The organism is Nocardia sp. NPDC006044, assembly GCF_042871115.1.
Lineage (GTDB): Bacteria > Actinomycetota > Actinomycetes > Mycobacteriales > Mycobacteriaceae > Nocardia.
In genome coordinates this window covers 155,572-181,635 of the sequence record NZ_JBIAID010000006.1, presented here as the reverse complement: position 1 = coordinate 181,635, position 26,064 = coordinate 155,572, and the positions used below count along the sequence as shown (strand labels likewise).

Genomic DNA, 26,064 nt, shown 5'->3' with positions numbered 1-26,064 from the left:
AATGTAGTAACGTACCTACATAGCGTTTAGGAGGTCACATGACGGCCACCACCATGACGAGTCGTGAGTTCAACCAAGACACCGGTCGCGCCAAGCGGGCCGCGTCGAGTGGGCCGGTCATCATCACGGATCGGGGGCGTCCTGTGCATGTGCTGTTGAGTTACGCGGACTACGAGCGACTTACGGGGGGTGGCGTGACGATTCTCGACCTGCTCGGCCTGCCTGCGGGTGCCGAGGACATCGAACTGGACCTGCCCGCTCTGCGGGACCATGCCCAGGGCGCGGATTTCGACTGATGTTTCTACTCGACACCAATGTGGTCTCCGAACTCAGGAAGGCCGGATCCGGCAAGGTCGACGAGAATGTCTACGCATGGGCAGCCGACCACCCGGTCGCGGGCATGTTCGTCTCGGCCATCACCGTCCAGGAGTTGGAGATCGGTGTATTGCGGGTCGAGCGACGTGATCGCGCGCAAGGCGTCGTCTTGCGAAAGTGGCTGGAATCGCAAGTCCTGCCGTCGTTTGCCGAGCGGATCCTGCCGGTCGATGTGGCGGTGGCTCGACGCAGCGCCAAGCTGCATGTGCCCGACTCCCGGCCGGTGCGCGACGCGCTCATAGCTGCTACCGCGTTGGTGCACGGGATGACCGTGGCCACCCGCAATGTGCGCGACTTCGCACCGACCGGTGTGGCGGTCTTCGATCCGTGGATGCCGGCCGAACCGGCGTGATCTGAGCTGGTCGTCACGCTGTCGGCCTGGTCACCTTTGCTGGCTCCCGCCTTTCGCCGCCTACCAGCATGTAGGGGAGGAGGTGGTCATGGGGACTGGCGAGATCCAGCTGGACGCGGATCAGGTGCGGGCGGTGAGCCGGCTGGGGGAGCTGGTGGATCGACGGGGGCGGCCGGTGCGGCGGCATCGGGGGATTTATCTGCACGGCGGGCCGGGGCGGGGGAAGACCATGGTGATGGATCGGTTCTTTGCCGGGGTGGCCTCGGATCGTAAGCGGCGCTTTCACTTTCATCAGTTCTTTGTTCGATTGCACGCGGCCGCGCACGCGTCCGGTTCCATCGACAAGGCGGTCGCCGCGTTGCTCGGGGATGCGCGGCTGGTGTGCTTCGACGAATTCCATGTGCACGACATCGGTGACGCGATGCTCATCGCGCGAATGCTCGATGCTTTGTTCAAGCGTCAAGTGACGCTGGTGGTTACGTCGAATTACGCGCCCGCCGAGTTGTTGCCGAATCCGCTGTTTCACGAGCACTTTTTGCCGACAATCGCGCGGATCACCGCGAACCTCGACGTGATTTCGCTCGACGGGCCGGTGGACTATCGCACCCGGGCGGACCGGACGTCCCGCGGCCGAACAGGTTTCGCGGCCGGTCGGTATCTGGTCGATCCTCCGGATCAATCCGGGCAACCCCCGGCGTTGCGCGGTGGATCGAATCGCGACGCGGTCCGGATCCGGATCGGTCCCCGCCATTTGCTCGCCCGATCGGCCACCGACACCGCGCTCACCATCGAATTCGCCGCACTCTGCGGCACTCCCACCGCGGCCGCCGACTATGTCGAACTGGCCCAGCGCTTTCCGCGATGGACCATCGCCGACGTACCGCCGCTGCGCGCAGTGCCACCCGACTGGGCGATGCGATTCGTCAACGTGGTCGACGTGCTCTATGACGCGGATCGCGAACTCACCGTGCGGGCGCGAGCGCCTTTGGCGGACTTGGTCGACGGCGTCCGCGGCGTCCCGGATATCGCGCGCCTCGCCAGCCGACTTTGTGAACTGTCACAATTCGCGACCGCTCCCGTCGGATAGTTGTGCAAGCCACGGATCATCCGGCTCTGAGCGGTGCCATGCACGGTTTTAGCGGATGTATTCCGAAGTATTCGATTCCCGCTCGAGCGGACCGCCCGGCATGTAACTATGTGGCTGTTTTGTGCAGTACTCAGATTTGGTGGTAATCAGTGGCCCGGGCGCGAGCGCCGATAATGCGCGTGATCGTGCTGATCACGCTGCTGGCCCTTGCCGCGATCGCCCTGCGTGGATACATCCCAGGAGTGACCGAATCCCGCGATAATTCGTCCGCGCCCTCCGCATTGTCGGTGGCGTTGATGCCGGTGCTGCTCACCGTGTCCATGGTGATCCTGCTGGCCGGCGTGATCGCCAGCCAGCACCGCCTGCCGCTGGCCATGCCCGAACCCGACCGCGACGCCGACCGCCAGCAGTGGCGCCTCGGCCGCGCCGGGCTGCTGGTGCTGGCCGGCCTCGCCGTCGTCGCCCTCATCCTCGCGGTCGCCGCCGCGGTGTTCTTCGTCGGGACGGGCCAGGAAAACGCGCCCCCACCGCCGGCCTCGGCACCGGCCACCGGCCAGCCGCCGGCCGAGTTCGCCACCGGCGCACCGGATCCCGGCAGCACCCCCGCCGAACTCACCGGCACCGCCTTGCTGCTCACCGCCATCGCCGCCGCCGCGCTGGTCGGCGTGGCCATCGCCGGACTGCTCGTGGTCGCGGTGGCCGCCCGGCGCAGGCCCGCGCCGGCCCCGCTGCCGCTGGTCCCGGTCGCTCCCACCGCGGTGGACTCGCTGGCCAGAGCGGCCGAAATGGGCTTGGCCGCAATGAATGTGCCCGGCCAGGAGCCGCGCGCCGCGATCATCGCCTGCTACGTCGCCATGGAACGCGGCCTCGCCTCCGATCGGGCCGCCGCGCCGCTGGCGTCGGACACTCCGATGGAGGTGCTGGCCCGCGCCTTCGAACGCGGCGCGCTGCACGACGCCTCGGCGCGGGAACTGGTCGCACTGTTCGAGGAGGCCAGGTTCAGTCCGCATGCGATGCTCGAGTGGCAGCGGATGCGGGCCGAGCAGCTTTTGCGAATTGTCCTCGCGGACTTGCAGGGAGAGGCGGCAGCTTGAATCGAACGGCCATCGTCGTCAGTGCCGCGATCGTCATCGCGCTGATCGAGATCGTCACCCTGGACCGCGCGCGCGGGGTGCTGCTGTACGTCGCCGCGATACCCGTGCTGGTGGCCTTCGGCTGGCTGATCTGGTCGCTGCTCGAGCGGGCGGAGCCGCGCGGTTACCAGGACATCGACGAGATCGAGAACGGTCCGGCCGAGATGCTGCGCCGCTGGCACGCCAGGGCGCAGATGCTCGCCGACCGCGCCGATGGCACCCGCGCCGACTGGGACCGGCACCTGCGGCCGTTGCTGGCCAAGGAGTTCGAGCTGTCCAGCGGACAGCGGGTGACGAAGAACCGCAGGGCGACCGAGGCCGCCGGGATCCATCTGTTCGGGCCGGAACTGTGGCGCTGGGTGGACCCGGCCAACTCGGCATTGCGTGATCAAACCAGTAGGGCACCGGGACGGGCGGCGCTGGACGAGATCCTGAGCCGCCTGCAGAGAATGTGAAATGGGTTGAGGCAAGTGCGGGTACACACATGACGATGCCGATGGATGTCACGGTCCAGCGCAGCGATGCCGTGCTCCGGGAGCTATCCCGGGTCATCGTGGGCAAGCAGGAAGAAATGCGGTTGATCCTGATCGCCGTGCTGGCCGGCGGTCACGTCCTGATCGAGGACCTGCCCGGTCTCGGCAAGACGTTGATCGCCAGGTCGTTCGCCGCGGCGCTCGGCCTGCAGTTCACCCGCGTGCAGTTCACCCCCGACCTGCTACCCGCCGACCTGCTCGGCTCGACCATCTACGACATGACCTCGGGCCGCTTCACCTTTCGCCGCGGACCGGTGTTCACCAATGTGCTGCTCGCGGACGAGATCAACCGGACTCCGCCCAAAACCCAAGCCGCGCTGCTGGAGTCGATGGCCGAGGGACAGGTCAGCATCGACGGCGAGACCTTCCAGCTGCCCCAGCCGTTCATCGTGCTGGCCACCGACAACCCGATCGAGTACGAGGGCACCTATCCGCTGCCGGAGGCGCAGCTGGACCGGTTCGCCATCCAGCTCCGGCTCGGTTACCTGTCCGAGCAGGACGAGAAGCAGATGATCCGCCGCAGGCTGGAGCGCGGCGCGACGACGCCGCAGGTCACCCAGGTGGTGGACGCGAACGGGCTGTTGGAGATGCGCCAATCGGTCGAGTACGTCACGGTGCATCCGGACGTGGTGAGCTACGTGGTCGCGCTCGCCTCGGCCACCCGGGCGCACCCGCAGGTGGAGGTCGGCGCGAGCCCGCGCGCGGAGCTGGACCTGGTGCAGATGGCGCGCGCTCGCGCCCTGCTGCTCGGCCGCGACTACGTGATCCCGGAAGACGTGAAGGCCCTGGCGATTCCGGCCATGGCGCACCGGATCACCCTGCGCCCGGAGATGTGGGTGCGCCGGATCCGCGGCGAGGACGTGATCACCGAACTGCTGCGCCGCCTGCCTGTTCCGCGCGCCACGGTGACCTGAGTGAGCGTGACGGAGCCGGCCGCCGACAAGGCGCGGCCATGAGGCATCGGGACGCCAGCACCACGGTCGAGGCCGAATTGCGGTGGCGCCCGGCGCCGTTGGTCTTCATGCTGACCATCTGCGCCGCCGCGGCGCTGGTGCTCGCGGTCGTGCTCGGGCGGTGGCAGCTGGTCGTGTTCGCGGCGCCGCTGCTCGGCGTGCTCGCCACCGCGCCGTGGCAGCAGTCCTCGACCCGGATCCAGGTGGACGGCGGCGGGACGCTGCGCTGCTTCGAATCCGAAGAGGTGGTGCTGACCGTCGCCGCGTTCGTCGAGCAGGGGCACGCGCTGCTGCGGTTGAAGCCGGAAAGGGTTGCGGCGCTCGGCATCGAGGTGGAGGAGGCCAGCGACTCGGGCGCCGCGCCCGCCGGCCTGCGGCTCGCGCTTTCGGCGGATCGGTGGGGGCGTTATCCGGTGTCGGTGCGGGTGTCCGCGCTGAGCCCGGCGGGTCTCGCGGTGGCGAACGTCGTGCTGCCCGCCGGGCAGTTGTTCGTCTATCCGATCACCGATCCGCAGCGAATGCGGTTGCCGCGCACCGAACTTCCCGAGCGGCTCGGCACGCATCTGACCAGGCGGCACGGGCCCGGCGTCGAGTACGCCGATATCCGCGCCTACGCGCCGGGTGACCAGCTGCGCATCGTCAACTGGCCGGTGAGTGCGCGGCGCGGCCGGTTGTACGTCACCGAGCGGCTGACCAATCGTTCCGCGGACGTCGTTGTGCTGGTGGATACTTCACAACAGGCCCCCGGTCCCGCGACCGATTCTCTGGAACTCTCGGTGCGCGGCGCGGCGCAGGTGGTCCAGTCGACCTTGCAGGCCGGCGACCGGACCGCCGTCGTGTGTCTCGGCCACGCGCCGCGCTGGCTGCGGCCCGATATCGGGCGACGGCAGTTCTATCGAGTCGTGGACACCGTCCTCGGCGTCGGCGACGAGCACATCCCGACCACCGGCAGCCTGGCGCCGCATTCGGCCGTGCCGCTCGGCGCGATCGTGGTGGCGTTCTCCACGCTGCTCGATACCCAGTTCGCGCTCGCGCTGATCGATCTGCGCAAGCGCGGGCACGTCGTGGTAGTGGTGGATGTGTTGCGTGGCACGCCATTCCGGGGGGCGCTCGACCCGACCCTGGCCAAGATGTGGCAGCTCGAACGCGCCTCCATGTACCGCGACATGGGCACCGTCGGGGTCGATATCGTGGCCTGGCCCGCGGACACCCGGCTGGATCAGATCATGCGCGTGCTGCCCGAACACCGGCGTACCGTGCGGGTGCGCCGATGACCCGATTTCTCGCCGTCCTGTCGGGCGTACTGCTGGTGACGTCGGTGGCGCTGCTGGAGCCCTGGGTCGCCATCCCGGCTCTCGTCCTGGTCGCCCTCGGCTGGTGGTTCCGCCCGGTCGCGGTCGCGGCCGTCCTGCTCGCCGTCGGCGTGCTCGCCGTCGCGAATGCCGGTGTACTCGCCTCCGCCGCAATGGGATTGGTGGCGACCACCTACCTGCTCAACGCCGCCACCGTCACCGCTCCGCACGGCGTGGTGCCGACCACGGTGCCGTCGGTGACCGGCGCGGTCGGCTTCGCCGCGGTCGCCGTCGGCGCGGCCCTGCTCCCGTTGCGCCTGGCCTGGGCCCCGCTGGCCGCACCGGTCCTGGTGATCGTCCTGTACGCCTTGACAGTCCACGGCGCCGCGGTCCGCCGCGCCCGGACCGCCGAGCCACCCGGCGCCCCCCAAACGCACGCCTCTTGAAATCAGAAAGCGTGCGGGTGCTCGGGAACCTCAGGCGGAATACCGCAGGGTTACGTCGCCGAGCACCGGCGCGTCCTCGCGCTCGACCACCGTCGCGGCGATGGTCAGTTCGCCGTCCTGCCGCCAGATCCGGGTGCGGATCGTCTCACCCGGATAGAGGACGCCTGCGAACCGGGCACGAAATCCGGTGACCCGGCTCGTATCCGAGCCGAGCGCGGTGTCGGTGGCCGTCTTGCAGACGATGCCGTACGTGCACAACCCGTGCAGAATCGGCGCGGGAAACCCGGCGGCGCGGGCGAACTCGGGATCCGAGTGCAGCGGGTTGCGGTCCCCGCACATCCGGTAGAGCAGCGCCTGCTGCGGCAGCGTCGCCGTGGTCACGTCGAAATCCGGTGCGCGATCCGGCAGTTCGGATTTGGTGCTCGGCCCGCGCTCGCCGCCGAAACCGCCCTCACCACGCGCGAAGATGGACGAACGCGCGGTCCACAGCGGCGCACCGTCGGAACCGATGACCGTCTGCTCCTGCACGACCACCGCCGCGGAACCCTTGTCCCAGAGCTCGGTGATCCGCCCGGTGCTGGTCGCCTTGCCCGCGGCCGGAATCGGGCGGTGCACCTCCACCTCCTGATGGCCGTGCACCACCTTCGCCAGGTCGATGTCGATGCCGGGGAAGCTGACCCGCGGCGGCTCGGTCTCGTGCAGGGTCGGCGCGACGGTGGCGAACGTCGGCAGCACCTGCGGCCCGCGGTCGTCGAGATAGCGCAGCTCGGCCGGATCGGTCCAGCGCGTGCCCGCCCCGAGGCCGAGCTGATACAGCTGCACGTCGGACGGCGTCCAAGCGAATTCCCGGCTCGGAAGTTCGGCCCCGAGCGCGACTTTCGGATTGATCGGCATCAGGACTCCTTGCCGGACGGCATCGGACGGGTGGGCTGGGCCGCCTTCTTCTTGACGATATCGAGCACCGCCAGGTAACCGAAGGTGAGCGCGGGACCGATGGTGGCGCCGGGCCCGGCGTAGGTGTGACCCATCACCGGGGTCGAGCTGTTGCCCGCGGCATACAGTCCCTCGATCGCGCTGCCGTCCTCGCGCAGAACCCGGCCCGCGGTATCGGCGACCAGGCCGCCCTTGGTGCCGAGGTCGCCGGGCACCATTTTCGCGGCATAGAACGGACCTTGGACCAGCGCCGCGAGGCACGGGTTCGGCTTCACCGTCGGGTCGCCGTAGTAGCGGTCGTAGTGACTGTCACCGCGGCCGAAGTCCTCGTCCTTGCCGGTCTCGGCGAAGGTGTTGAACCGGGCGACGGTGGCGGCGAGCTCGGCCGCCGGAACGCCGATCCTGGTCGCCAGCTCTTCGAGGGTGTCCGCCTTGACGATGTTGTCGTTCTCCAGCCAGCGCGACGGAAAGCGCTGGCCCGGCTGCAATCCGGCGAAGATGTAGCGATTGCGGTAGCGCTGATCGAAGACCAGCCAGGCCGGAATGTTCTCGCCAGGACCCTCGCCCTGCCCGTACTCCCCGCCGTACATGGTGTGCACGGCCTCGACATAGGGTGCGGATTCGTTGCCGAATCGCTTGCCGGTGGCGTTGATCATGATGGTGCCCGGCAGGTTGCGCTCGGCCAGCGCGAACCACGGCCGCCCGCCCTTGAAAATGGTCGGACCCCACCAGGCGTCCTCCATGAAGCCGACGTCGCCGCCCGCCGCCATGCCCGCGACGATGCCGTCGCCGGTATTCGCGGCCGCGCCGGTGGTCCATTCGGTGGTGATCGGCTGGCGCTGGTACTTGGTGCGCAGCTCGGCACTGTGCTCGAAACCGCCGGTGCCCAGGACCACGCCGTAGCGCGCGGTGACGGTGACCGGCTGCCCCTCGTGCTCGGCCTCGACTCCGGTGACCACGCCGTTCTCCACCACAAGACCGGTCAGGGGGGTGTTCAGCAGCAGCGGAACGTTCGCGTCGAGCAGTCCCTTGCGCATGGCGGCGATGATCGCCTGGCCCATGCCGAGGATGTGCTTGCCGGTGAACTTGGCCCAGTAGGTGCGCGCGCCGACCCGCAGCGCGCGGGCCATGCCCTTCGGGTGCCTGCGGATCAGGTTGAGCCGGACGAAGTCGGCCTGCATGACCACCACGTTCAGCGGCGCCTTGGCATACGGCGGCTCCAGGTTGGCCAGCTCCGCGCCGAGCACCTTGGCGTTGAACGGGGCCGGTTCGCAGGAACGGCCCTCGCCCAGGCCGCCCGGCGCCTCCGGGTAGTAGTCGGAGTAGCCCGGCACCCATTTCATCTTCAGCGGGGTGTGGTCGAGCACGAAGTCGAACGCCTCCGGACCCCGGTCGATATAGGTGTCGATCCGCTCCTTGGGCACCACGTCGCCGATGATGCTGTGCAGGTAGGTGCGGGCCGCCTCGCGGTCGTCCGGTCGGCCGGACGCGCGCAGCGCCTTGTTGCCGGGGATCCAGACGCCACCGCCGGAGCGTGCGGTGGACCCGCCGTAGTGCGCGGCCTTCTCGATGAGCACCACGCTGAGCCCGTGGTGGGCGGCGGTGAGGGCGGCGGTCATGCCCGCAGCGCCGCTGCCGACGACCACCACATCGTATTCCCGATCAATCATGTAGAACACGTTATAGAATGATGCGGCCGTTGGTCTATGTTGTGTGGCAGAAGACTTACTCGGCTTTCCGCTAGCTGAGAAACTCGTTTCAGTTTCAGACCGGAGTGAAGTACATGGGGTTCGATTGGGACCTGGTTGCCGACGTGGTCGTCGTGGGTTTCGGCGCGGCCGGCGCCGCCGCGGCGCTGGAGGCGGCGGCCGACGGTGCGCAGGTGCTCGCGCTGGAGCGATTCGCCGGCGGCGGGGCGTCGGCGCTGTCCGGCGGGATCATCTACGCGGGCGGCGGGACGTCGGTGCAACAGGCGGCCGGTGTCACGGACACGCCCGAGGCGATGCTCGCCTATCTGGAGCGCGAGGTCGGCGACGCGGTGTCGCCGGAGACGCTGCGCCGGTTCGTCGACGGCAGCCCGGCGATGATCGAGTGGCTGAAGGGCCATGGCGTTCCGTTCGAGGCGTCGCTGTGCCCGTACAAGACGTCGTATCCGAACGACAGCTACTACCTGTACTACTCCGGCAGCGAGATCTCGGGCGCGTTCCGGGACATCCCCGCCGCGCAGCGCGGGCATCGGGTCAAGGGCAAGGGTACCTCCGGCAAGCAGCTCACGGGTCCGCTCGGCGCGGCCGCGTCCCGGCTCGGTGTGCGGGTCGAAACGCTCACGCAGGCAACCGAACTGATAGTCGACGACGCGGGTTCGGTGATCGGGGTCGAGTGCCGGTCGCTGCGGGACGCACCGGGCCGGGTCCGTGATCGGTACACGCGCATGGCGAAAGTCGCGGCCAAGCCCGGCATCTACTACCCGCCGCTGCGGGCCGCGCTGGAGAAGCGCCTCGAACGGCTGGATCGCCAGTACGGCAAGCCGATTCGAGTGCTGGCTCGCCGCGGCGTGGTGCTCAGCGCCGGTGGATTCATCGCCAATCGCGCGCTGGTGCGCGAACACGCCCCGGCCTATCGCGGCGGCCTCGCGCTCGGCACCACCGGTGACGACGGCAGCGGCATCCAGCTCGCGCAGCGGGCCGGCGCGGCCACCGATCGGATGAGCAATGTCTCCGCGTGGCGATTCCTCCTGCCGCCCAGTGCTTTTACCGGCGCGATCCTGGTCGATGCCGCAGGCCACCGGGTCATCGACGAGACCAGGTACGGCGCGGCGGTCGGCCACGCGCTCATCACCGGACACGACGGCAAGGGCTGGCTGCTCGCCGACGACGAACTGATGCGGACCGCGATCGGCCAGATCGGCAAGCAGGGCGCGTGGTTCCAGCGCGGGCAGTTCGAGACGATGCGGCGCACCGCGAAGCGCGGCGCGACGCTCGAAGCTGTTGCGGCGAAGGCCGGTATCGATGTGACCGGGCTGCTGGCCACGGTGCACGCGCACAACGCCGCGATCGAGGACGGCGCACCGGACCCGGTCGGCAAGCCCGCCGAGTTCACCAGACCGCTGCGCACCGGTCCGTTCTGGCTGCTCGACGTCGGCATCAAACCTAGCCTGGCCAATCCGTGCCCGATGCTCACCCTCGGCGGCGTCGTCGTGGACGAACGCACCGGCGCGGTGAAATCGACTGCCGGAAACGACATTCCGGGTCTGTTCGCGGCGGGCCGGACCGCCGTCGGCATCTGCTCGGAGTCCTATGTCAGCGGGCTTTCGCTGTCCGACTGCATCTTCTCCGGTCGCCGGGCCGGTCGATCCGCGGCGGGGGAACAGGTGCTTTCCGAACAACTCGGGGCGCTCGATCGAATGGAAGGAAACTAGGTGCTGTCCGACACGGTACGAACCGCATTGGCCGACGAGCTCGAGCTCGCCGAACGCGACCGGGTGGCGATCGATCCGCTGGTCGCCCGGCATCCGGACATCGATGTGGTCGATGCCTACGAGATCCAGCTGATCAATATCCGGCGCAGGCTCGACAGCGGCGCCCGGATCGTCGGGCACAAGGTCGGCCTCTCGTCCAAGGCCATGCAGCAGATGATGGGCGTGGACGAGCCCGACTACGGTCACCTGCTCGCGGAAATGGAAGTCTACGAGGACGTTCCGGTCGAGGCCGCGCGCTACCTGTTCCCCAGGGTCGAGGTGGAGGTCGGCTTCGTGCTCGGCGCCGACCTGCCCGGCGCGGACTGCACCGAGGCCGACGTGCTCGCCGCGACCGTCGCCTTCGCGCCCGCGATCGAGCTGATCGACTCGCGGATCAAGGACTGGAAGATCGGCCTGACCGACACCATCTCCGACAACGCGTCCTCGGCCGGGTACGTGCTCGGCCCGGAGCGGGTGGCGCCCGGCGACATCGATATCAAGAAGATCGACGCGGTGCTCACCCGCAACGGCGAGGTGGTGGCCGAGGGGCGCAGCGACGCCGTGCTCGGCGACCCGGTGATCGCGGTGGCCTGGCTGGCACGCAAGGTCGCGAGCTTCGGGGTGCGGCTGAAGGCGGGCGACATCGTGCTGCCCGGCTCGTGCACCCGCGCCATCGACGCTCGTCCTGGCGACGCATTCCACGCCGAGTTCGCTGGACTCGGTTCTGTCCGTTTGCAATTCATCTAGGAGGCTTGTGGTGTCCGACAACGGGACCGTCACCGCCGCGATCGTCGGGTCCGGCAATATCAGTACCGATCTGCTCTACAAACTGCTGCGTTCGGAGGCGATCGAGCCGCGGTGGATGATCGGGATCGATCCCGACAGTGAGGGTTTGAAGCGGGCCCGCGGGCTGGGGTTGGAGACCTCCGCCGAAGGGGTGGACTGGCTGCTCGGCCGATCCGAGTTGCCCGACCTGATCTTCGAGGCGACCTCGGCGTACGTGCATCGCGCCGCCGCGCCGCGGTACGCCGAAGCGGGCATCCGCGCGGTGGACCTCACCCCGGCCGCCGTCGGCCCGGCCGTGGTGCCGCCGGTGAACCTCGGTGCGAACCTGGACGCGCCGAACGTCAACATGATCACCTGCGGCGGGCAGGCCACCATCCCGATCGTCGCCGCCGTATCCCGCGTCGTACCAGTGGTTTACGCGGAGATCGTCGCCTCGGTGTCCTCGGTGTCGGCCGGCCCCGGCACCCGCGCCAACATCGACGAGTTCACCAAGACCACCAGCCGCGGCGTCGAAACCATCGGTGGCGCCCAGCGGGGCAAGGCGATCATCATCCTCAACCCGGCCGAGCCGCCGATGATCATGCGCGACACCATCTTCTGCGCCATCCCCGAGGACGCCGACACCGGCGCCATCACCGATTCCATCCACCGGATGGTCGCCGACATTCAGCAGTACGTGCCCGGCTACCGCCTGCTCAACGAGCCGCAGTTCGACCCGCCGTCGGTGATTTCCGGTGGTATGGCGAAGGTCTCGGTCTTCGTCGAGGTCGAGGGCGCGGGCGACTTCCTGCCGCCGTACGCGGGCAACCTCGACATCATGACCGCCGCCGCGACGCAGGTCGGCGAAGTCATCGCCGGGCAGATCCGCAGCCGTGCGCAGCGCGGCGACCAATCAGACACCGCGGCGCGGGTGTAAGGAGCGAAAACATGGCTTACTCAGCAGAACTCGACATCCGCGTCACCGACACCTCGCTGCGCGACGGATCCCACCACAAGCGCCACCAGTTCACCGCCACCGAGGTCCGCGACATCGTCGCCGCCCTCGACGGTGCCCGGGTGCCGGTCATCGAGGTCACGCACGGTGACGGACTCGGCGGCTCCTCGTTCAACTACGGGTTCTCCAAGACCCCGGAGCAGGAACTGATCAAGATCGCCGCGGAGACCGCGACCCAGGCCAAGATCGCGGTCCTGATGCTGCCCGGCGTCGGCGTCAAGGAGGACATCAAGATCTCCCAGGACAACGGCGCCTCCATCTGCCGCATCGCCACCCACTGCACCGAGGCCGACGTCTCGATTCAGCACTTCGGCCTGGCCCGCGAGCTCGGCCTGGAAACCGTCGGCTTCCTGATGATGTCGCACTCCCAGCCGCCCGAGGTGCTGGCCAAGCAGGCCCGGATCATGGCCGACGCCGGCTGCCAGTGCGTCTACGTCGTCGACTCCGCCGGCGCCCTGGTGCTCGACCAGGTCACCGACCGCGTCGCCGCTTTGGTCGCCGAACTCGGCTCCGACGCCCAGGTCGGCTTCCACGGCCACGAGAACCTCGACCTCGCCGTGGCCAACTCCGTCTACGCCATCCGGGCCGGCGCCACCCAAATCGACGGCAGCGCCCGTCGTTTCGGCGCCGGCGCGGGGAACACCCCGGTCGAAGCCCTGGTCGGTGTCTGCGACAAGCTCGACATCAAAACCGGCATCGACTTCTACGCCATCGCCGACGCCGCCGAAGACGTGGTCCGCCCCGCCATGCCCCAGGAATGCCTCCTCGACCGCTCCTCCCTGATGATGGGCTACGCAGGCGTCTACTCCAGCTTCCTCAAGCACGCCGAACGCCAAGCCGAACGCTACGGAGTCTCCGCCGCCGAAATGCTCGTCCGGGCCGGCCAACGCAAGCTCGTCGGCGGCCAGGAAGACCAGCTCATCGACATCGCCCTCGAACTCCAACGCGAGCAGGAAACCGTCTCCGCCTGAACCGCGCTGATGTCGCGGTGGTCCACCGCGACATCAGCCCACGGGCGGCCAAACCGCGAAATGGCCGAGAAACCAGGGTTTCTCGGCCATTTCGTCAACTGTCCGCTACAACCAGGTGTCGAGGGTGGTTGTGGTGAGGAAGTGGTCGAGGTCGGCGCGCCAGGGGGCGGGGGTGGTCTTCTCGGGTTCTATGGCGGTGTATTGGCCGCGGTAGAAGAGGAGGGGGCGGCCGGAGGTGGTCGATTCGGTGAGGGCTTGGACTCGGCCGATGACTATGTGGTGGTCGCCGCCGGGGACGACGCTTTCCACCGTGCACTCGATGGTGGCCAGGGCGTCGTCGAGGACGGGGAGGGTGCGGGGGGAGGTGTGCCAGGGGGCGCCGGCGAACTTGTCGGGTTCGCGGGAACCGAAGCGGGCGCACAGTTCTCGTTGTTCCTCGGCCAGCACGTTGACGCAGAAGCGGCCGGCTTGCTCGATGGCCGCCCAGGACCGCGACGTGGTGGTGGGGCAGAACAGGACCAGGGGCGGGTCCAGGGAGAGGGCGGCGAAGGACTGGCAGGCGAAACCGATCGGTGCGCCGGCGTCATCGAAGGTGGTGATCACGGTGATGCCGGTGCAGAACTGGCCCAGCACATTGCGGAATGCCCGTGCGTCGATGTCGGGATGGGTCATTTCGCTCGCCTTCTGCTCACCCACCCCGCCATCTGCCGTCCCCTTGTCGGTCACTGCTGGCGCTGCCCGACCGTGAAGTCGTGGCCCCACAGGCTCACGGCCGTGGATTCGCGGGCAATCCAATCATCGTCGTCGACTTCGAGTCCCTCGCAGCCGAATTCGACATCGAAGCCGCCCGGCGTCTTCATGTAGAAGGAGAGCATCTTGTCGTTGACGTGCCGGCCGAGGGTCGCCGACATGCGCACCTTCTTGCGCAGCGCGCGGTCCAGGCAGAGCCCGACATCGTCGGCGTCCTCCACCTCGAGCATCAGGTGCACGATGCCGCTCGGCGTCGGCATGGGCAGGAACGCCAGCGAGTGATGCCGCGGGTTGCAGCCGAAGAAGCGCAGCCAGGCCGGGTCGCCGTCGGCCGGTCGCCCGACCATCTGCGGCGGCAACCGCATCGAGTCGCGCAACCGGAAGCCGAGCACGTCCCGGTAGAACTCCAGCGCGGCCTGATCGTCCTTGGTGCTGAGCACGACGTGCCCGAGCCCCTGCTCCTCGGTGACGAACCGGTGCCCGTACGGGCTCACCACCCGCCGATGCTCCAGTGCCGCACCGTGAAACGCCTCCAGGGTATTGCCGGAGGGATCATCGAATCGGATCAGCTCGTGCACCCGTCGATCGGCCAGTTCCGCGGCGGTGCCCTCCTTGTAGGGCACCCCCGCGCCTTCGAGGCGAGTCCGGATGTCTTGCAGCTCTTGCGCGTTGGCGGTCTCCCATCCCGAGATCTGCAATCGGTCCTGCTCGCCGGGCGAGATCACCAGCCGAGCCGGGAATTCGTCCATCCGCAGATACAGCGCGTCCGGATTCCCGCCCTTGCCTTCGATCATGCCGAGCACCTTGAGGCCGTACTCGCGCCAGGCGGCCATGTCGGTCGCCTCGATGCGCAGGTAAGCCAGCGATCGAATCCCCATCACTTCTCCTTGGAACCGGCGAGGAACTCGATTGTCAGCCGGTTGAATTCGTGGAACTTCTCCAACTGTGCCCAATGCCCGCACCCGCCGAACACGTGCAGCTGAACGCGCGGAATGAGTTTGGTCGCGACCAGCGCGCCGTCGAGCGGATTGACCCGGTCTTCCCGACCCCAGATCAACAGCACCGGCTGACGCAGTTTATAGGCGTCGCGCCAGAGCATGCCCTGCTCGAAATCCGCACCGGCGAACGACTTTCCCATCGCCTTGGCCGCGGCCAGCGATTCCGGCGTGCTCGCCGCGGCGAACCGCTGGTCGATCAGCTCGTCGGTGATCAGCGACTGATCGAAGACCATGATGCGCAGGAACGCCTCCAGGTTCTCCCTGGTCGGCTGGTAGCTGAACTTGCCGAGCAGCTTGACGCCCTCGGTCGGGTCGGGCGCGAACAGGTTGGTGCTCAACCCGCCCGGACCCATCAGCACCAGTTTCCCGGCCCGATCCGGATAGTCCAGCGCGAACCGCACGGCCGTGCCGCCGCCGAGCGAATTGCCCAGCAGGTGCACCCGCGAGGTGATCTGCAAGTGATCGAGCAGATCCTTCAGCGCCGAGGAGCTGTGCACGAAGTACTGGGGATGCTCGGTCGGCTTGTCCGACTGCCCGTATCCGGGCTGATCCACGGCGAGCACATGGAAGTTCTGGGCCAGCACCGTGATGTTGCGGGCGAAGTTCGACCAGGAGGACGCGCCCGGCCCGCCGCCGTGCAGCAGCACGATCGTCGGCCCGTTGCCGACGCCGGCCTCGTGATAGTGCAGCCGCAGATCCGGGCGCACCTGCGCGAAGCGGGAGGTCGATTCCGCGGTGAGTTCCACGGTAGACGTCACGGTTCCTCCTAGACCATCGCGTCGGCGACGGGCAGCCCGAACTCGTGCTGGCCGTACATCTGGTAAGCCCGTTCCGGATCGTTCGCCGCGTGCACCCGGCCCGCGTGCGCGTCGCGCCAGAACCTTTGCAGCGGAGTGCCGTTCGCCAGCGCGGTGGCCCCCGAGCTCTCGAACAGCTTGTCGATGGCGGCGATCGAGCGCCCGGTCGCACGCACCTGGTCGCGCCGCGCGCGCACCCGCAGGTCGAACGGAATCTCCTTGCCCGCCAACAGTAGCGCGTATTCGTCGGCGACATTGCCGGACAGTTGACGCCAGCCGGCATCGATGTCGCTGGACGCCTCCGCGACGCGCACCTTGGCGAACGGATCGTCCTTGGCCTTCTCGCCCGCGTATGCCGCGCGCACCCGCTTGCCCTGATGCTCGACGTGCGCCGCGTACGCGCCGTAGGCCATGCCGACGATCGGGGTCGCGATGGTGGTGGGATGAATTGTGCCCCAGGGCATCCGGTACACCGGGTCGGTGTTCTGCGCCAGGCCCGGCGCGGTCAGCTCGCTCATCTTGCGGAAGCTGAGGAACCGGTGCGTCGGGACGAAAACGTCCTTCACCACAACGGTATTGGACCCGGTGCCGCGCAATCCGACCACATTCCAGACATCGTCGATGCGGTAGTCGTCGCGCGGGATGAGGAAGCTGCCGAAGTCGACCGGCTTGCCGTCCTTGATCACCGGACCGCCGAGCACCGCCCAGGTAGCGTGATCGCACCCCGAGGACCAGGCCCAGGACCCGTTGACCAGATAGCCGCCCTCGACCACCGTGCCCGCGCCCATCGGCGCGTACGACGAGGAGATCCGCACCTCGGTGTCCTCGCCCCAGACGTCTTCCTGCGCCCGCTGGTCGAACAGCGCCAGATGCCAATTGTGTACGCCGACAATGCCTGCCACCCAACCGGTGGATCCGCAGGCGCTGGCCAGTTTGCGCACGGTGTCGTAGAAGACCACCGGGTCGGCCGCGTGACCGCCCCACTGCTTGGGCTGCAGCAGCCGGAAGAACCCGGTCTCCTGCAACGCCTTCATGGATTCGTCGGGAATGCGGCGTAGGTCCTCGGCCTCCTGCGCGCGCTCGCGCAGGCTCGGCAACAGCGCGTCGACCCGTTCGGTCACTTCTTGCGTCATCTCGGGACCTGCTCCTGCCTGGTCAGTTGGATAACCGGTACTCATTTGCTTCTGAGACTAGAACAGGTTCTTATTTCTGTCGAGAACGGGTGTCGATCGCGTGTCCTGGATGGACATGTGCAGGAAGTGGCGTGAATCGCTGGCGTGGAACGCCACATTTTTGTAACGTGTTCTAGTACAGAAGGAGGAGGATTCGCGATGGCAGTTACCCCACAGGGGAGCGGTGCGAAGGTCCGGGAGCTGGATGTCGGCACCGTGCCCACCCGCTATGCGAGGGGATGGCATTGCCTCGGTCTGGCCAAGTCGTTCCGCGACGGCAAGCCGCACGCGGTGAATGTGTTCGGCACCAAGCTCGTGATCTGGGCCGACAGCAACGACGAGCTGCGGGTGCTCGACGCCTACTGCCGGCACATGGGCGGCGATCTGAGCATGGGCGAGGTCAAGGGTGACGACATCGCCTGCCCGTTCCACGACTGGCGCTGGTCCGGCACGAACGGCAAATGCACCGCGATTCCGTACGGCAAGCGCGTGCCGCCGCTGGCGCGCACCCGCAAGTGGACCACGCTGGAGCGCAACGGCCAGCTGTTCGTCTGGCACGACGTCGAGGGCAGCCAGCCGCCGCCCGAGGTGACCATCCCGCATATCAAGGGCCCTTACACCGACGCGGACGGCAACCCGGTCGAGCAGATCGACAGCGGCTGGACCGACTGGACCTGGAACTCCATGTTGATCGAGGGCGCGAACTGCCGCGAGATCATCGACAACGTGGTCGACATGGCGCACTTCTTCTACATCCACTTCGCCTTCCCGACGTTCTTCAAGAATGTCTTCGAGGGACACATCGCCACCCAGTACTTGAACACCAAGGGCAGGCCGGACATCGGGATGGCCTCCAAATACGGCGGCGACACCACGCTGACCTCGGAGGCCTCGTACTTCGGGCCGTCCTACATGATCAATCCGCTGGTCAACCTGTACAGCGGCTACGAGGTCAAGAGCGTCCTGATCAACTGCCACTACCCGGTGACCCAGGACTCCTTCGTGCTGCAATGGGGCATCACGCTGGAGAAGCCGGAGGGCGTCGAGGGTGAGATGGCGGACAAGCTCGCCGCCAAGATGACCGAGGGCATCAGCGTCGGCTTCCTGCAGGACGTGGAGATCTGGAAGCACAAGTCCAAGGTTGAGAATCCGCTGCTATGCGAGGAGGACGGCCCGGTCTACCAGCTGCGTCGCTGGTACGACCAGTTCTACGTCGACCTCGCCGACGTCACCGACAAGATGACCCAGCGCTTCGAGTTCGAGGTGGACACCACCAAGGCGAACGAGGCGTGGGAGGCCGAGGTCGCGGAGAACCTGCGGCGCAAGCGGGAGGCCGACGAGGCTGCCGCCGCGGCCAACCAGGCGGAGGCCGGAGTCTGATGGCCACCTGGGCGAAAGCACCCGACTTCGCCGACCAACCGGCGCGGCAGGCCGAAGTGCGCGCCCAGACCGTGGTCGACAAGCAGCGCTATCTGGAGCAGGGCCTGACACCGGTGTCGTGTCAGGCCTGCCGGAGCCGGGTACTGGTGCGCAAGAGCAGTTCACACCAGACCTCGGTGCAGTGGACCGAGCCGCCGCAGACGCACTGCCCGGTCTTCGCCGAACTGAGCCGGAACGGGGGCGGTCTCGGCCGTCCCGACTCCTGCCCCCAGTTGGAGAAGACGATCAAGTGGGCCGTCGACGAGGGCCTGGTCGAGGTCCCGGAGTAGCCGCCCGAGGGCGAGGTGACAAACCGGGCGGGCGTCGTATGGGCAGTTCGCCAACCGTTTTTCGATGTCGCGCGGGCTGCTCTATTGTCCGGACATGGCGCAGACCGGATTCACCGAACTCACGGCACGGCTGACGGTTCCGTTGATCGCCGCGCCGATGTTCCAGGTCTCCGGGCCGGAGTTGGTGATCGCGGCCTGCCGGGCCGGCGTGATCGGCGCGTTCCCGACGGTGAATGCCCGTACGCCGGAACAACTGTCGGAGTGGTTGTCCGCGATCGATGCGGCGCTGGCATCGGATAGCGGGGCGCGGCCCGCCCCGGTCGCGGCGAATCTGATCGTGCACCCGGGGAACGCGCGGCTGCTGCCCGATCTTCAGGTGTTGCGCGAGCAGCCGACGGAGATCGTGATCACCTCGGTCGGGAACCCGCGCGCGGTGGTCGGCCCGTTGCGCGAGGTGGGCTCGCTGGTCCTCGCGGACGTGGCGTCGGTGCATCACGCGGTGCGGGCGGTCGAGTGCGGGGTCGACGGGTTGATCCTGCTCACCGCCGGCGCGGGCGGGCAGACCGGCTGGGCGAACCCGTTCGCGTTCGTCCGCGCGGTGCGCGAATTCTTCACCGGGCCGGTCGTTCTGGCCGGCGGCATCGCCGACGGTGTCGCGTTGCGGGCGGCGATCACCCTGGGGGCGGACCTCGCCTACATGGGCACCAAATTCCTCGCCACCGCCGAGAGCTTGGCCGCGCCCGCGCACAAGGACCTGATCGCCGCGTCCAGCCTCGACGACGTGGTGCTGACCTCGGCCTTCACCGGCTTGCCGACCAACATGCTGGCCGGCTCGATGCGATCGCTCGGCATCGACGTCGCCGCCCTGCGTGCCGGAACATTCGACACCGCAGCGCATTTCGCCGACCCTGGCGCACCGAAGAATTGGTCGGACATCTGGAGCGCGGGCCACGCCGCGTCCGGGGTCAGCGAGGTGCTCGGCGTCGCCGAACTCGTGGAACGGACGCGGCGTGAGTACGCCGGGGCGTGAGGCTCAGTCCATCCGGAAGTCGGCGAAATCGAAACCGGGCGAGACGAAGCAGCTGACCAGCACGTATTCGTCGCCTGCGGGTCGCGCCGCTTGACTGACCCCGCCCGGCACCACGGCCTGCAGCACCTGACCGTGCTCGACATCGGGCCCGAGCACGATCTCCTCGCCGCCGATGTTCAGCACCAGCGGGCCGCCGCGATGCCAGAGCCACAGCTCGTCGGAGCGGACCGTGTGCGGCGCGGACTGCTCGCCGGGCAGCAGCAGGAAGTGGATCGCGGTCGCGCTCGACCGTGCGCCGTCGTAGCCCTCCGGCTTGAATTCCACGGCGCTGCGCCAGGTTTCGCGGAACCAGCCACCCTCCGGATGCGGTGACAGGTCGAGGGCGGCGGCGAGCTCGGGTCGATTGTCGGTCATCTCTCGACTATGCCTGATCCGCATAGGGCAGTGCCGGACGTTCCGGGTTCGAGTCCGGTCACTCACCCCAACGCTCGTTCAGAGCTCCGCGATGTGCCAAGTGATGCCGAAAGGCGCCAGCGCGTCCAGGAATTCGCCCGCCTCGAACGCTTCGGCAGGCGCGAGCGCACCCGGCTCGGCGGTGCCCTCCGCCGGCCGAGCGGCGACCGCCACCGCCATCAGCGCCGAATCGCGGTAGGAGTGCACGCCGCTCACCACGACGCGGACCGCGCGACCGTCCACGCCGAACGCGTCGACGACCAGGTCGTAGCGCAGATCGGCGCTCGGCGCGCCAGGTAGCGAGTCGATGATCTCCGCGGTGAAGCCGCTCAGGGTGTCCAGGATCGACGTGGCAAGCACGCCTTCGACATAGGAAACATCGGAGTGCCGCGGGATCGTGAGGACCGGCGGCTGCGGGAATTTCGCCACCGCGGTCGGCGCGGTCATCCCGGGGAAGGTCATCGAGTCGTGCCGGGCCGTTGCGCCGGTGCGCAATTCACCGTCCGCGTAGTGCCAGCCGCCGCCGCGGAACCAGTCCAGGCTCGCCAGCACCGTCTTCGCACTGCCTTTGGAACCGTTGCCGCCGCTCTTGCTCAGATGGCTGACCACGACCTCGGCCGGGCCGCTCACCCGGCGGGTGGTGAGGTAGCCGAGCAGGTCACCGGGCAGATTGCTGTCGGTGACGCCGGCGACCAGGCTCACCCCGGCCGCTGCGGCGCGCGGGCCGAACTCGTCGAACACCTGCTTCAGGAACAGCTGCTCGCCGGACATGTCGGTGTAGTGCGCCCCCGCGTCGATCGCTGCGGCCAGGACCGCCGCGCCGTGCTCCACATAGGCGGGCAGGCTGCTGATCACCACGTCGGCGCCGGCGAACGCGGCGACCAATGCGTCGTGATCGGAGAGGCCGGCGATGCGGATCTGCGCGCTCGGGAGGCCGGCGGCGATCGCGGCGGCGCGGACGCGGGTTTCGTTGCGGCCTACCAGGATCGGCGTGTGGCCGCGGCGGCGTAGTTCGGTGAGGACGTAGCCGCCGGTGATGCCGGTGGCGCCGTAGACGGCGATGTGCTTGCTGGATCCGGTGGGGCCCGTCGATGTCATGGCTCAAATCTAAGAGCGCTGCATGAGTTGACCAATGGTTGCTTTGCTCGCCGCTATATCTCAAACACTCACTATGGAGCGCTATGGTGATCAAGTGGACGTTCTCAGTGAAACCATCGCCGTCATCCGCACGGGCAGCCCGACCTCCGGGATGTTCATCCGGCACGCCCCGTGGGGACGCGACTATCCGGTCGTGCCCGGGGCCGGTTTCCATGTCGTGTTGCAGGGCTCGTGCTGGCTGCTGCCGCCGGGCGGCACCCCGATGGCGCTCGGCGCCGGTGACGTCGTGTTCATGCCGCGCGGCGCCGACCATGTGCTGATCGACAGTCTCGACAGCCCGGTCACCGAGAAAGCGCAGGCGGGGGAACCGAGGGAGATCACCGGGCCCGGGGTGCGCACCGCATTGCTTTGTGGCGCATACGAACTCGGCAAGCAACGCAGTCATCCGCTGCTCGACGAGCTACCGGAGTTCATCCATCTGCCCGCCCGGCCCGGCCGGCACCCGGCGCTGCGCGGCGCGGTCGACCTGCTCGCCGCCGAAATCGCCGAACCACGCCCGGGCAGCGACGCCGCCGTCCCGGCCATCCTGGAAACCCTGCTGCTCTTCGTCCTGCGCGCGTGGTTCGACGAGCAGTCCACCGCGCGATCCACCGGCTGGGCAGGCGCTTTCGCCGATCCCGCGGTGGCCGCGGCCCTTCGAGCCGTGCACGAACACCCCGCCCGATCCTGGACCGTCCCCGACCTCAGCAACATCGCCGGCGTCTCCCGCGCCACCCTCGCCCGCCGCTTCGCCGCCACAGTCGGCGAACCACCGCTCGCCTACGTCACCCGCTGGCGCATGCTCACCGCCGCCCGCCTCCTCCGCGACACCGACGCCCCCCTCGGCACGGTTGCCCGAAAGGTCGGCTACACCTCCGAATTCGCCTTCGCCAAGGCGTTCAAGCGCGAATACGGCCTGGCCCCAGGCCGATACCGCCGGGCCGAAGACCAGCCCCCACTCGTCGCCGTCTGACCCAGCGTGCGGCGGTAGGTTCGGGGGATGCAGGCACGGGTGCTGGAGGTGTACGGGGAGGTGCTCGACCGGTTGCTTCCTGGGGATCGGCCGGCCGAGTTGGTGGTGCGGGAGGGGCAGTTTCATTACGTGGTCGTCGGGTCCGAGCGGGTGGTCAGCTTTGCGCGGACCGAGGCCGCCGCGCAACGACTACCGGCGCGTGGCGCGGTGTTGCGGGCGCTGGCCGGTATCGATCTCGGCGTAGCCGTACCGGAGTACCTGCCGATCGTCTCGCCGAGCGGGGACTACCTGGTCATGACCAGGGTTGCGGGTGCGCCGCTGGACGAGGAGTCGCTGCGCGGTCCCGGGGCGGCGGAAGCTGTTGCGCGGCAATGCCACGACCTGTTGGCGAGACTGTCGATCGCAGGAAGTGACCGACGAGTCCGCGAGGCACTTCCGGCCGCGCCCGCGGACCGCTGGAGCCGGTTCGCCGAGGACGTGCGCATCGAACTGTATCCACTGATGAATATCGCCGGTCGAGATCGGGCCGACCAGGAACTCTCCGCACTAGCCGCCCTGCCGCACCTGACCGACGCCCTGGTGCACGGAGATCTCGGCGGTGAGAACCTGTTGTGGGACAACGCATCTGGGTTACCGGTGCTGCGTGGCGTCGTCGACTGGGACAGCGCTTGCCTCGGCGACCCGGCCGAGGACTACGCCGCGCTCGGTGCCGGATACGGCGCGGACGTCCTCGACCGGCTGCTGGCACTCGCCGATCCCGCAAACAACGACCTCGCCCCCCGAATAGCCACCATCCAAGGAACTTTCGCCCTCCAACAAGCCCTCGACGCCCACCGCGACGGCGACCCCGAGGAACTGGCCGACGGCCTGACCGTCTACCGCTGACTCAGCTGAACGGCGACTTCGGCCGCTCCTGCAACTCCCCGTCCAGGTAGATATCGACCTTCTCGTTGTAGAGCAGACCAGCCCCGCGACCTTCTGGCTCTCCGGCAGCGCTAAACCGGACGTAATCTTGTCACCCCGCTGTCGCCGATACGGACTGTCCAATAGTCGCGGCATCAGCACTGTTGTGTACACGGTTGTGTGTACACTCTCTGTATGAGCGAGATCAGCACCCGCGAACTACGCACCAACCTGGCGAAGTACATCGATGCCGCCGAGTCTGGTGAGCAGGTGATCATTCTCCGCGACGGCACTCCCGCCGCCGCGTTGGTTCCCTTGTCCGTGGTCGAAGCGGTCGATGACGCCGAAGACGAAATGCTGGCGCGCGAGGCCGTCGCACGGCTCGCCGCCGGTGAAAAGACCTCCAGCATGGCCGAGGTGCTCGCAGACATATTCGAGTCGCGTAAGTGAAATATACGTTTCAGTTCCTCGAGTCGGCCCGGCGTGAACTGCGAGACCTGGAACAACGAGACGCGATGCGCATCCTCACCGCGCTCACGGTCCTCGGCGACGATCCTTACGCCCCAGGGTTGGCTGTCCGCAAGCTGGTGAATGTGGACGCATACCGGCTGCGGGTCGGCCGCTTTCGCGTCGTATACCAAGTGAAAGACGACGTGTTGGTGATCCTGGTAGTCAAGGTCGGGTGGCGTCGTGACGTGTACCGCGATGTCTGACCGCTATCGCTGACTCAGCTGAACGGCGACTTCGGCCGCTCCTGCAACTCCCCGTCCAGGTAGATATCGACCTTCTCGTTGTAGAAGCAGAGCAGCCCCGCGACCTTCTGGCTTTCCGGCAGCGGTGTGCGGTAACCCCACACGTAGTCCTGGTACTCGTTGTCGCCGATGCGGACTGTCCAATAGTCCGCGGTGCCCTTGTATGGGCAGCTGGTGTGGGTGTCCGAGGCGTGTAGGAGGTCCATTCGGACGTCGGTCATCGGCAGGTAGTACCTGGCCGGCAGGCCGGTTTCGAAGAGGATGCGGGGTGTGTGCGAGTCGGCGACGGTGACGCCGTCTATCTCGACCCGCACGTGCCGGGAGCTGCCGAGGATGTCGACCCGGGTGTACGGACTGCGCGGGTGGACGTAGACCGGCTCGTCCTCCTCGAACCACTCGTCCATCTTGTTCCAGTCGAGCCGCACCAGATCGTTCAGCTCGGCCAGCGGTGAATCGTGATAGCGCAGCGCGGCGGCGGTCGCGGTGGCGCCGTCCACCACCACGTCGTACTCCGTCGCATCACCGCGGCTGGGGGAGTGGTGGGAGTGGCCGGTCGGCTCGAGTTTCGCCTGGAGATCCGCGGCCCGGATGTAGTAGGCCGGATAGTGCGGGCCCTCCCACACCAGCACCGGCTGCGTCGTGTCGGCCACGACCCGGCCACCGAGAAATGCCCGGACTCGCTTCTGACTGGTCTCGATCTTCACCCGCCCGCGCTGCGCATCGCCCATGACATCCGACGGTACTCGCGACCAGCGGCTCGAGCATGGGTCGCACACAGCACAACTGCCTGGACCCTCAGCAGGTCCAGGCAGCAGTCCCGGGTTCAGTCGCCGACGGTGATCGCTTGCGCCTCGGCGACGCTGTGCGGCGCCGGGTCGTGGTCGTCGATGTGCGCGAGGGCCGCGCGCCCGGCCAGCAGCACCAGTACCGCACCCGCGGTACAGGCGGCGCCGACCCAGAACGGCAGCGCGATGCTGTGCTCGCCGAGCTTGCCGGCCAGGTAGGGCGCGGCCGCGCCACCGGCGAAGCGGACGAAGCTGTAGGCCGCCGACGCGGTCGACCGCTCGACCGGCGCGGAGATCATCACGGCCTCGGTGATCAGCGTGTTGTTCACGCCGAGGAACAGCCCGGCCAGCACGGTGCCGGCGATCAGCACCGGCTTGTGCTCGGCGAACGCTGCCATCACCGCGAGGTCCGCGGCGAACAGCGCGATGGACAGGCTCATCATCGGCAGCGAACCGAACCGCCGCTGCAACCGCGGCGCCAGGAACACCGAGGAGAGCGCGAGCAGGATGCCCCAGCCGCAGAAGATGAAGCCGATCGCGTAGGTGCCCATGTTCAGCGGGAACGGGGTGTAGGCGAGCAGCGTGAAGAAGCCGAAGTTGTAGAGCAGCGCGGTGAGGCTGACGGTCAGCAGGCCGCGGTGGCGCAGCGCGCGGAACGGCGCGGCGATCGAGGTGTGATGCGTCGGCTTCGGGCCTTCGGGCAGCAGCACGACGATGCTCACCAAGGCCACGGCCATCAGCACCGAGACGCCGAAAAACGGTCCACGCCAGCTGATTCCACCCAGCACGCCGCCGAGCAACGGCCCGGTCGCGATGCCGATGCCGAGCGCGGCCTCGTAGAGGATGATCGCCCGCGCGACACCGCCGCTCGCCGCGCCGACGATGGTGGCCAGCGCGGTCGCGATGAACAGGGCATTGCCCAGACCCCACCCGGCGCGGAACCCGACGATCTGCGTGACGGTGTTGGACAAACCGGCCAGCGCGGCGAACACGATGATGATGGCCAGGCCGGCCACCAGCGTCTTCTTCGCGCCGAACCGGCTGGACACCACACCCGTGATCAGCATGGCCACGCCGGTCACGAGCATGTAGCTGGTGAACAGCAGCGACACCTGCGACGGCGAGGCGTGCAGTTGTTCGCCGATCGGTTTCAGGATCGGGTCCACCAGCCCGATGCCCATGAAGGCGATCACGCTCGCGAACGCAACGGCCCAAACGGCTTTCGGTTGCCGATGGCTTGTGGTGGGTTCCGCGCCGGTGGCGCGATCAGGAGCCAAGGTGCTCATCGATCTT

Annotated in this window: 29 protein-coding genes; 19 read left to right on the top strand and 10 right to left on the bottom strand. The window is 68.0% G+C overall.

The window, feature by feature from the left end:
• The first annotated feature begins 38 nt into the window (after positions 1–38).
• The 8 genes from ACFYO1_RS40155 to ACFYO1_RS40120 all read left to right on the top strand — a co-directional run bounded on the left by ACFYO1_RS40155 (position 39) and on the right by ACFYO1_RS40120 (position 6,171).
• Positions 39–296 carry a type II toxin-antitoxin system Phd/YefM family antitoxin gene (locus ACFYO1_RS40155; RefSeq protein ID WP_387243674.1) on the top strand — a complete coding sequence of 86 codons (258 nt, stop codon included), beginning with the start codon at positions 39–41 and terminating at the stop codon, positions 294–296.
• Positions 296–727, top strand: coding sequence for a type II toxin-antitoxin system VapC family toxin (locus tag ACFYO1_RS40150; protein WP_387243671.1), 432 nt, complete (start codon positions 296–298; stop codon positions 725–727). Before ACFYO1_RS40155 ends, ACFYO1_RS40150 begins: the two co-directional genes overlap by 1 nt.
• An 88-nt stretch (positions 728–815) precedes the next feature.
• A complete protein-coding gene (gene zapE, locus ACFYO1_RS40145; protein ID WP_387243668.1) occupies positions 816–1,814 on the top strand; it encodes a cell division protein ZapE in 999 nt (332 codons plus the stop codon).
• Between the two features lie 173 nt (positions 1,815–1,987).
• Positions 1,988–2,908, top strand: coding sequence for a DUF4129 domain-containing protein (locus tag ACFYO1_RS40140; protein WP_387243665.1), 921 nt, complete (start codon positions 1,988–1,990; stop codon positions 2,906–2,908).
• Positions 2,905–3,402, top strand: coding sequence for a hypothetical protein (locus ACFYO1_RS40135; protein WP_387243662.1), 498 nt, complete (start codon positions 2,905–2,907; stop codon positions 3,400–3,402). Before ACFYO1_RS40140 ends, ACFYO1_RS40135 begins: the two co-directional genes overlap by 4 nt.
• 29 nt (positions 3,403–3,431) lie before the next feature.
• Positions 3,432–4,394 carry an AAA family ATPase gene (locus ACFYO1_RS40130; RefSeq protein WP_387243659.1) on the top strand — a complete coding sequence of 321 codons (963 nt, stop codon included), beginning with the start codon at positions 3,432–3,434 and terminating at the stop codon, positions 4,392–4,394.
• A gap of 38 nt (positions 4,395–4,432) precedes the next feature.
• Positions 4,433–5,707 (top strand): DUF58 domain-containing protein, encoded by a 1,275-nt coding sequence (locus tag ACFYO1_RS40125; protein ID WP_387243656.1) that lies wholly within the window; start codon positions 4,433–4,435, stop codon positions 5,705–5,707.
• Positions 5,704–6,171, top strand: a complete 468-nt coding sequence (locus tag ACFYO1_RS40120) for a hypothetical protein (RefSeq protein ID WP_387243653.1) — start codon at positions 5,704–5,706, stop codon at positions 6,169–6,171. Before ACFYO1_RS40125 ends, ACFYO1_RS40120 begins: the two co-directional genes overlap by 4 nt.
• A 30-nt stretch (positions 6,172–6,201) precedes the next feature.
• Here ACFYO1_RS40120 and ACFYO1_RS40115 read toward each other — a convergent pair whose 3' ends face one another.
• Positions 6,202–7,065 (bottom strand): MaoC/PaaZ C-terminal domain-containing protein, encoded by an 864-nt coding sequence (locus ACFYO1_RS40115; protein WP_387243650.1) that lies wholly within the window; start codon positions 7,063–7,065, stop codon positions 6,202–6,204.
• Positions 7,065–8,783: a 3-oxosteroid 1-dehydrogenase gene (gene kstD, locus ACFYO1_RS40110; protein WP_387243647.1), complete on the bottom strand. Its 1,719-nt coding sequence runs from the start codon at positions 8,781–8,783 to the stop codon at positions 7,065–7,067. Before kstD ends, ACFYO1_RS40115 begins: the two co-directional genes overlap by 1 nt.
• Positions 8,784–8,887: 104 nt before the next feature.
• On the opposite strand from kstD, the gene ACFYO1_RS40105 reads away from it, so the two are divergent.
• Genes ACFYO1_RS40105 through dmpG form a run of 4 tightly spaced genes read left to right on the top strand, consistent with a single transcriptional unit; the run spans position 8,888 to position 13,312 of the window.
• A complete protein-coding gene (locus tag ACFYO1_RS40105; RefSeq protein WP_387243644.1) occupies positions 8,888–10,522 on the top strand; it encodes an FAD-binding protein in 1,635 nt (544 codons plus the stop codon).
• Complete coding sequence (locus tag ACFYO1_RS40100) at positions 10,523–11,308, top strand: 2-keto-4-pentenoate hydratase (RefSeq protein ID WP_387243642.1); 786 nt, start codon at positions 10,523–10,525, stop codon at positions 11,306–11,308.
• Between the two features lie 10 nt (positions 11,309–11,318).
• Entirely contained in the window at positions 11,319–12,263 is a 945-nt protein-coding gene (locus tag ACFYO1_RS40095) for an acetaldehyde dehydrogenase (acetylating) (protein WP_387243639.1), read from the top strand.
• 11 nt (positions 12,264–12,274) lie between these two features.
• Positions 12,275–13,312: a 4-hydroxy-2-oxovalerate aldolase gene (gene dmpG, locus ACFYO1_RS40090; protein ID WP_387243636.1), complete on the top strand. Its 1,038-nt coding sequence runs from the start codon at positions 12,275–12,277 to the stop codon at positions 13,310–13,312.
• Between the two features lie 105 nt (positions 13,313–13,417).
• On the opposite strand, the gene hsaB is transcribed toward dmpG, so the two are convergent.
• Genes hsaB through hsaA form a run of 4 tightly spaced genes read right to left on the bottom strand, consistent with a single transcriptional unit; the run spans position 13,418 to position 16,990 of the window.
• Positions 13,418–13,984: a 3-hydroxy-9,10-secoandrosta-1,3,5(10)-triene-9,17-dione monooxygenase reductase subunit gene (gene hsaB, locus ACFYO1_RS40085; RefSeq protein ID WP_387243633.1), complete on the bottom strand. Its 567-nt coding sequence runs from the start codon at positions 13,982–13,984 to the stop codon at positions 13,418–13,420.
• Between the two features lie 50 nt (positions 13,985–14,034).
• A complete protein-coding gene (gene hsaC, locus ACFYO1_RS40080; protein ID WP_387243630.1) occupies positions 14,035–14,940 on the bottom strand; it encodes an iron-dependent extradiol dioxygenase HsaC in 906 nt (301 codons plus the stop codon).
• A complete protein-coding gene (hsaD, locus tag ACFYO1_RS40075; protein ID WP_387243627.1) occupies positions 14,940–15,818 on the bottom strand; it encodes a 4,5:9,10-diseco-3-hydroxy-5,9,17-trioxoandrosta-1(10),2-diene-4-oate hydrolase in 879 nt (292 codons plus the stop codon). Before hsaD ends, hsaC begins: the two co-directional genes overlap by 1 nt.
• Before the next feature lie 8 nt (positions 15,819–15,826).
• Positions 15,827–16,990 (bottom strand): 3-hydroxy-9,10-secoandrosta-1,3,5(10)-triene-9,17-dione monooxygenase oxygenase subunit, encoded by a 1,164-nt coding sequence (hsaA, locus tag ACFYO1_RS40070; RefSeq protein WP_387243623.1) that lies wholly within the window; start codon positions 16,988–16,990, stop codon positions 15,827–15,829.
• Between the two features lie 198 nt (positions 16,991–17,188).
• On the opposite strand from hsaA, the gene ACFYO1_RS40065 reads away from it, so the two are divergent.
• The 3 genes from ACFYO1_RS40065 (at position 17,189) to ACFYO1_RS40055 (ending at position 19,768) form a co-directional block, all read left to right on the top strand.
• Complete coding sequence (locus ACFYO1_RS40065) at positions 17,189–18,409, top strand: Rieske 2Fe-2S domain-containing protein (RefSeq protein WP_387243620.1); 1,221 nt, start codon at positions 17,189–17,191, stop codon at positions 18,407–18,409.
• A complete protein-coding gene (locus ACFYO1_RS40060; RefSeq protein ID WP_387243617.1) occupies positions 18,409–18,738 on the top strand; it encodes a hypothetical protein in 330 nt (109 codons plus the stop codon). Before ACFYO1_RS40065 ends, ACFYO1_RS40060 begins: the two co-directional genes overlap by 1 nt.
• 94 nt (positions 18,739–18,832) lie before the next feature.
• Positions 18,833–19,768: an NAD(P)H-dependent flavin oxidoreductase gene (locus ACFYO1_RS40055; protein ID WP_387243615.1), complete on the top strand. Its 936-nt coding sequence runs from the start codon at positions 18,833–18,835 to the stop codon at positions 19,766–19,768.
• Positions 19,769–19,771: 3 nt separating this feature from the next.
• Here the strand turns inward: ACFYO1_RS40055 and ACFYO1_RS40050 are convergent, their stop codons facing one another.
• Both ACFYO1_RS40050 and ACFYO1_RS40045 read right to left on the bottom strand, forming a co-directional pair.
• Entirely contained in the window at positions 19,772–20,182 is a 411-nt protein-coding gene (locus ACFYO1_RS40050; protein ID WP_387243612.1) for a cupin domain-containing protein, read from the bottom strand.
• 78 nt (positions 20,183–20,260) lie between these two features.
• Positions 20,261–21,319, bottom strand: a complete 1,059-nt coding sequence (locus ACFYO1_RS40045; RefSeq protein WP_387243609.1) for a saccharopine dehydrogenase NADP-binding domain-containing protein — start codon at positions 21,317–21,319, stop codon at positions 20,261–20,263.
• Positions 21,320–21,413: 94 nt separating this feature from the next.
• Between ACFYO1_RS40045 and ACFYO1_RS40040 the strand changes: the two genes are divergently transcribed.
• From ACFYO1_RS40040 to ACFYO1_RS40025, 4 genes are all read left to right on the top strand, one after another.
• On the top strand, positions 21,414–22,331 hold the full coding sequence (locus tag ACFYO1_RS40040; protein ID WP_387243606.1) for an AraC family transcriptional regulator: 918 nt from the start codon (positions 21,414–21,416) through the stop codon (positions 22,329–22,331).
• A gap of 27 nt (positions 22,332–22,358) precedes the next feature.
• Positions 22,359–23,216 carry a phosphotransferase family protein gene (locus ACFYO1_RS40035; protein WP_387243603.1) on the top strand — a complete coding sequence of 286 codons (858 nt, stop codon included), beginning with the start codon at positions 22,359–22,361 and terminating at the stop codon, positions 23,214–23,216.
• Between the two features lie 213 nt (positions 23,217–23,429).
• The gene (locus tag ACFYO1_RS40030) at positions 23,430–23,684 is read left to right on the top strand and encodes a type II toxin-antitoxin system Phd/YefM family antitoxin (protein ID WP_387243600.1); all 255 of its coding nucleotides are present in this window, start codon (positions 23,430–23,432) and stop codon (positions 23,682–23,684) included.
• Positions 23,681–23,947: a type II toxin-antitoxin system RelE/ParE family toxin gene (locus tag ACFYO1_RS40025; RefSeq protein ID WP_387243597.1), complete on the top strand. Its 267-nt coding sequence runs from the start codon at positions 23,681–23,683 to the stop codon at positions 23,945–23,947. Before ACFYO1_RS40030 ends, ACFYO1_RS40025 begins: the two co-directional genes overlap by 4 nt.
• A gap of 14 nt (positions 23,948–23,961) precedes the next feature.
• Here the strand turns inward: ACFYO1_RS40025 and ACFYO1_RS40020 are convergent, their stop codons facing one another.
• Both ACFYO1_RS40020 and ACFYO1_RS40015 read right to left on the bottom strand, forming a co-directional pair.
• Complete coding sequence (locus tag ACFYO1_RS40020; protein WP_387243594.1) at positions 23,962–24,714, bottom strand: DUF427 domain-containing protein; 753 nt, start codon at positions 24,712–24,714, stop codon at positions 23,962–23,964.
• Positions 24,715–24,809: 95 nt separating this feature from the next.
• Entirely contained in the window at positions 24,810–26,057 is a 1,248-nt protein-coding gene (locus tag ACFYO1_RS40015; RefSeq protein WP_387243591.1) for an MFS transporter, read from the bottom strand.
• Between the last annotated feature and the right edge of the window lie 7 nt (positions 26,058–26,064).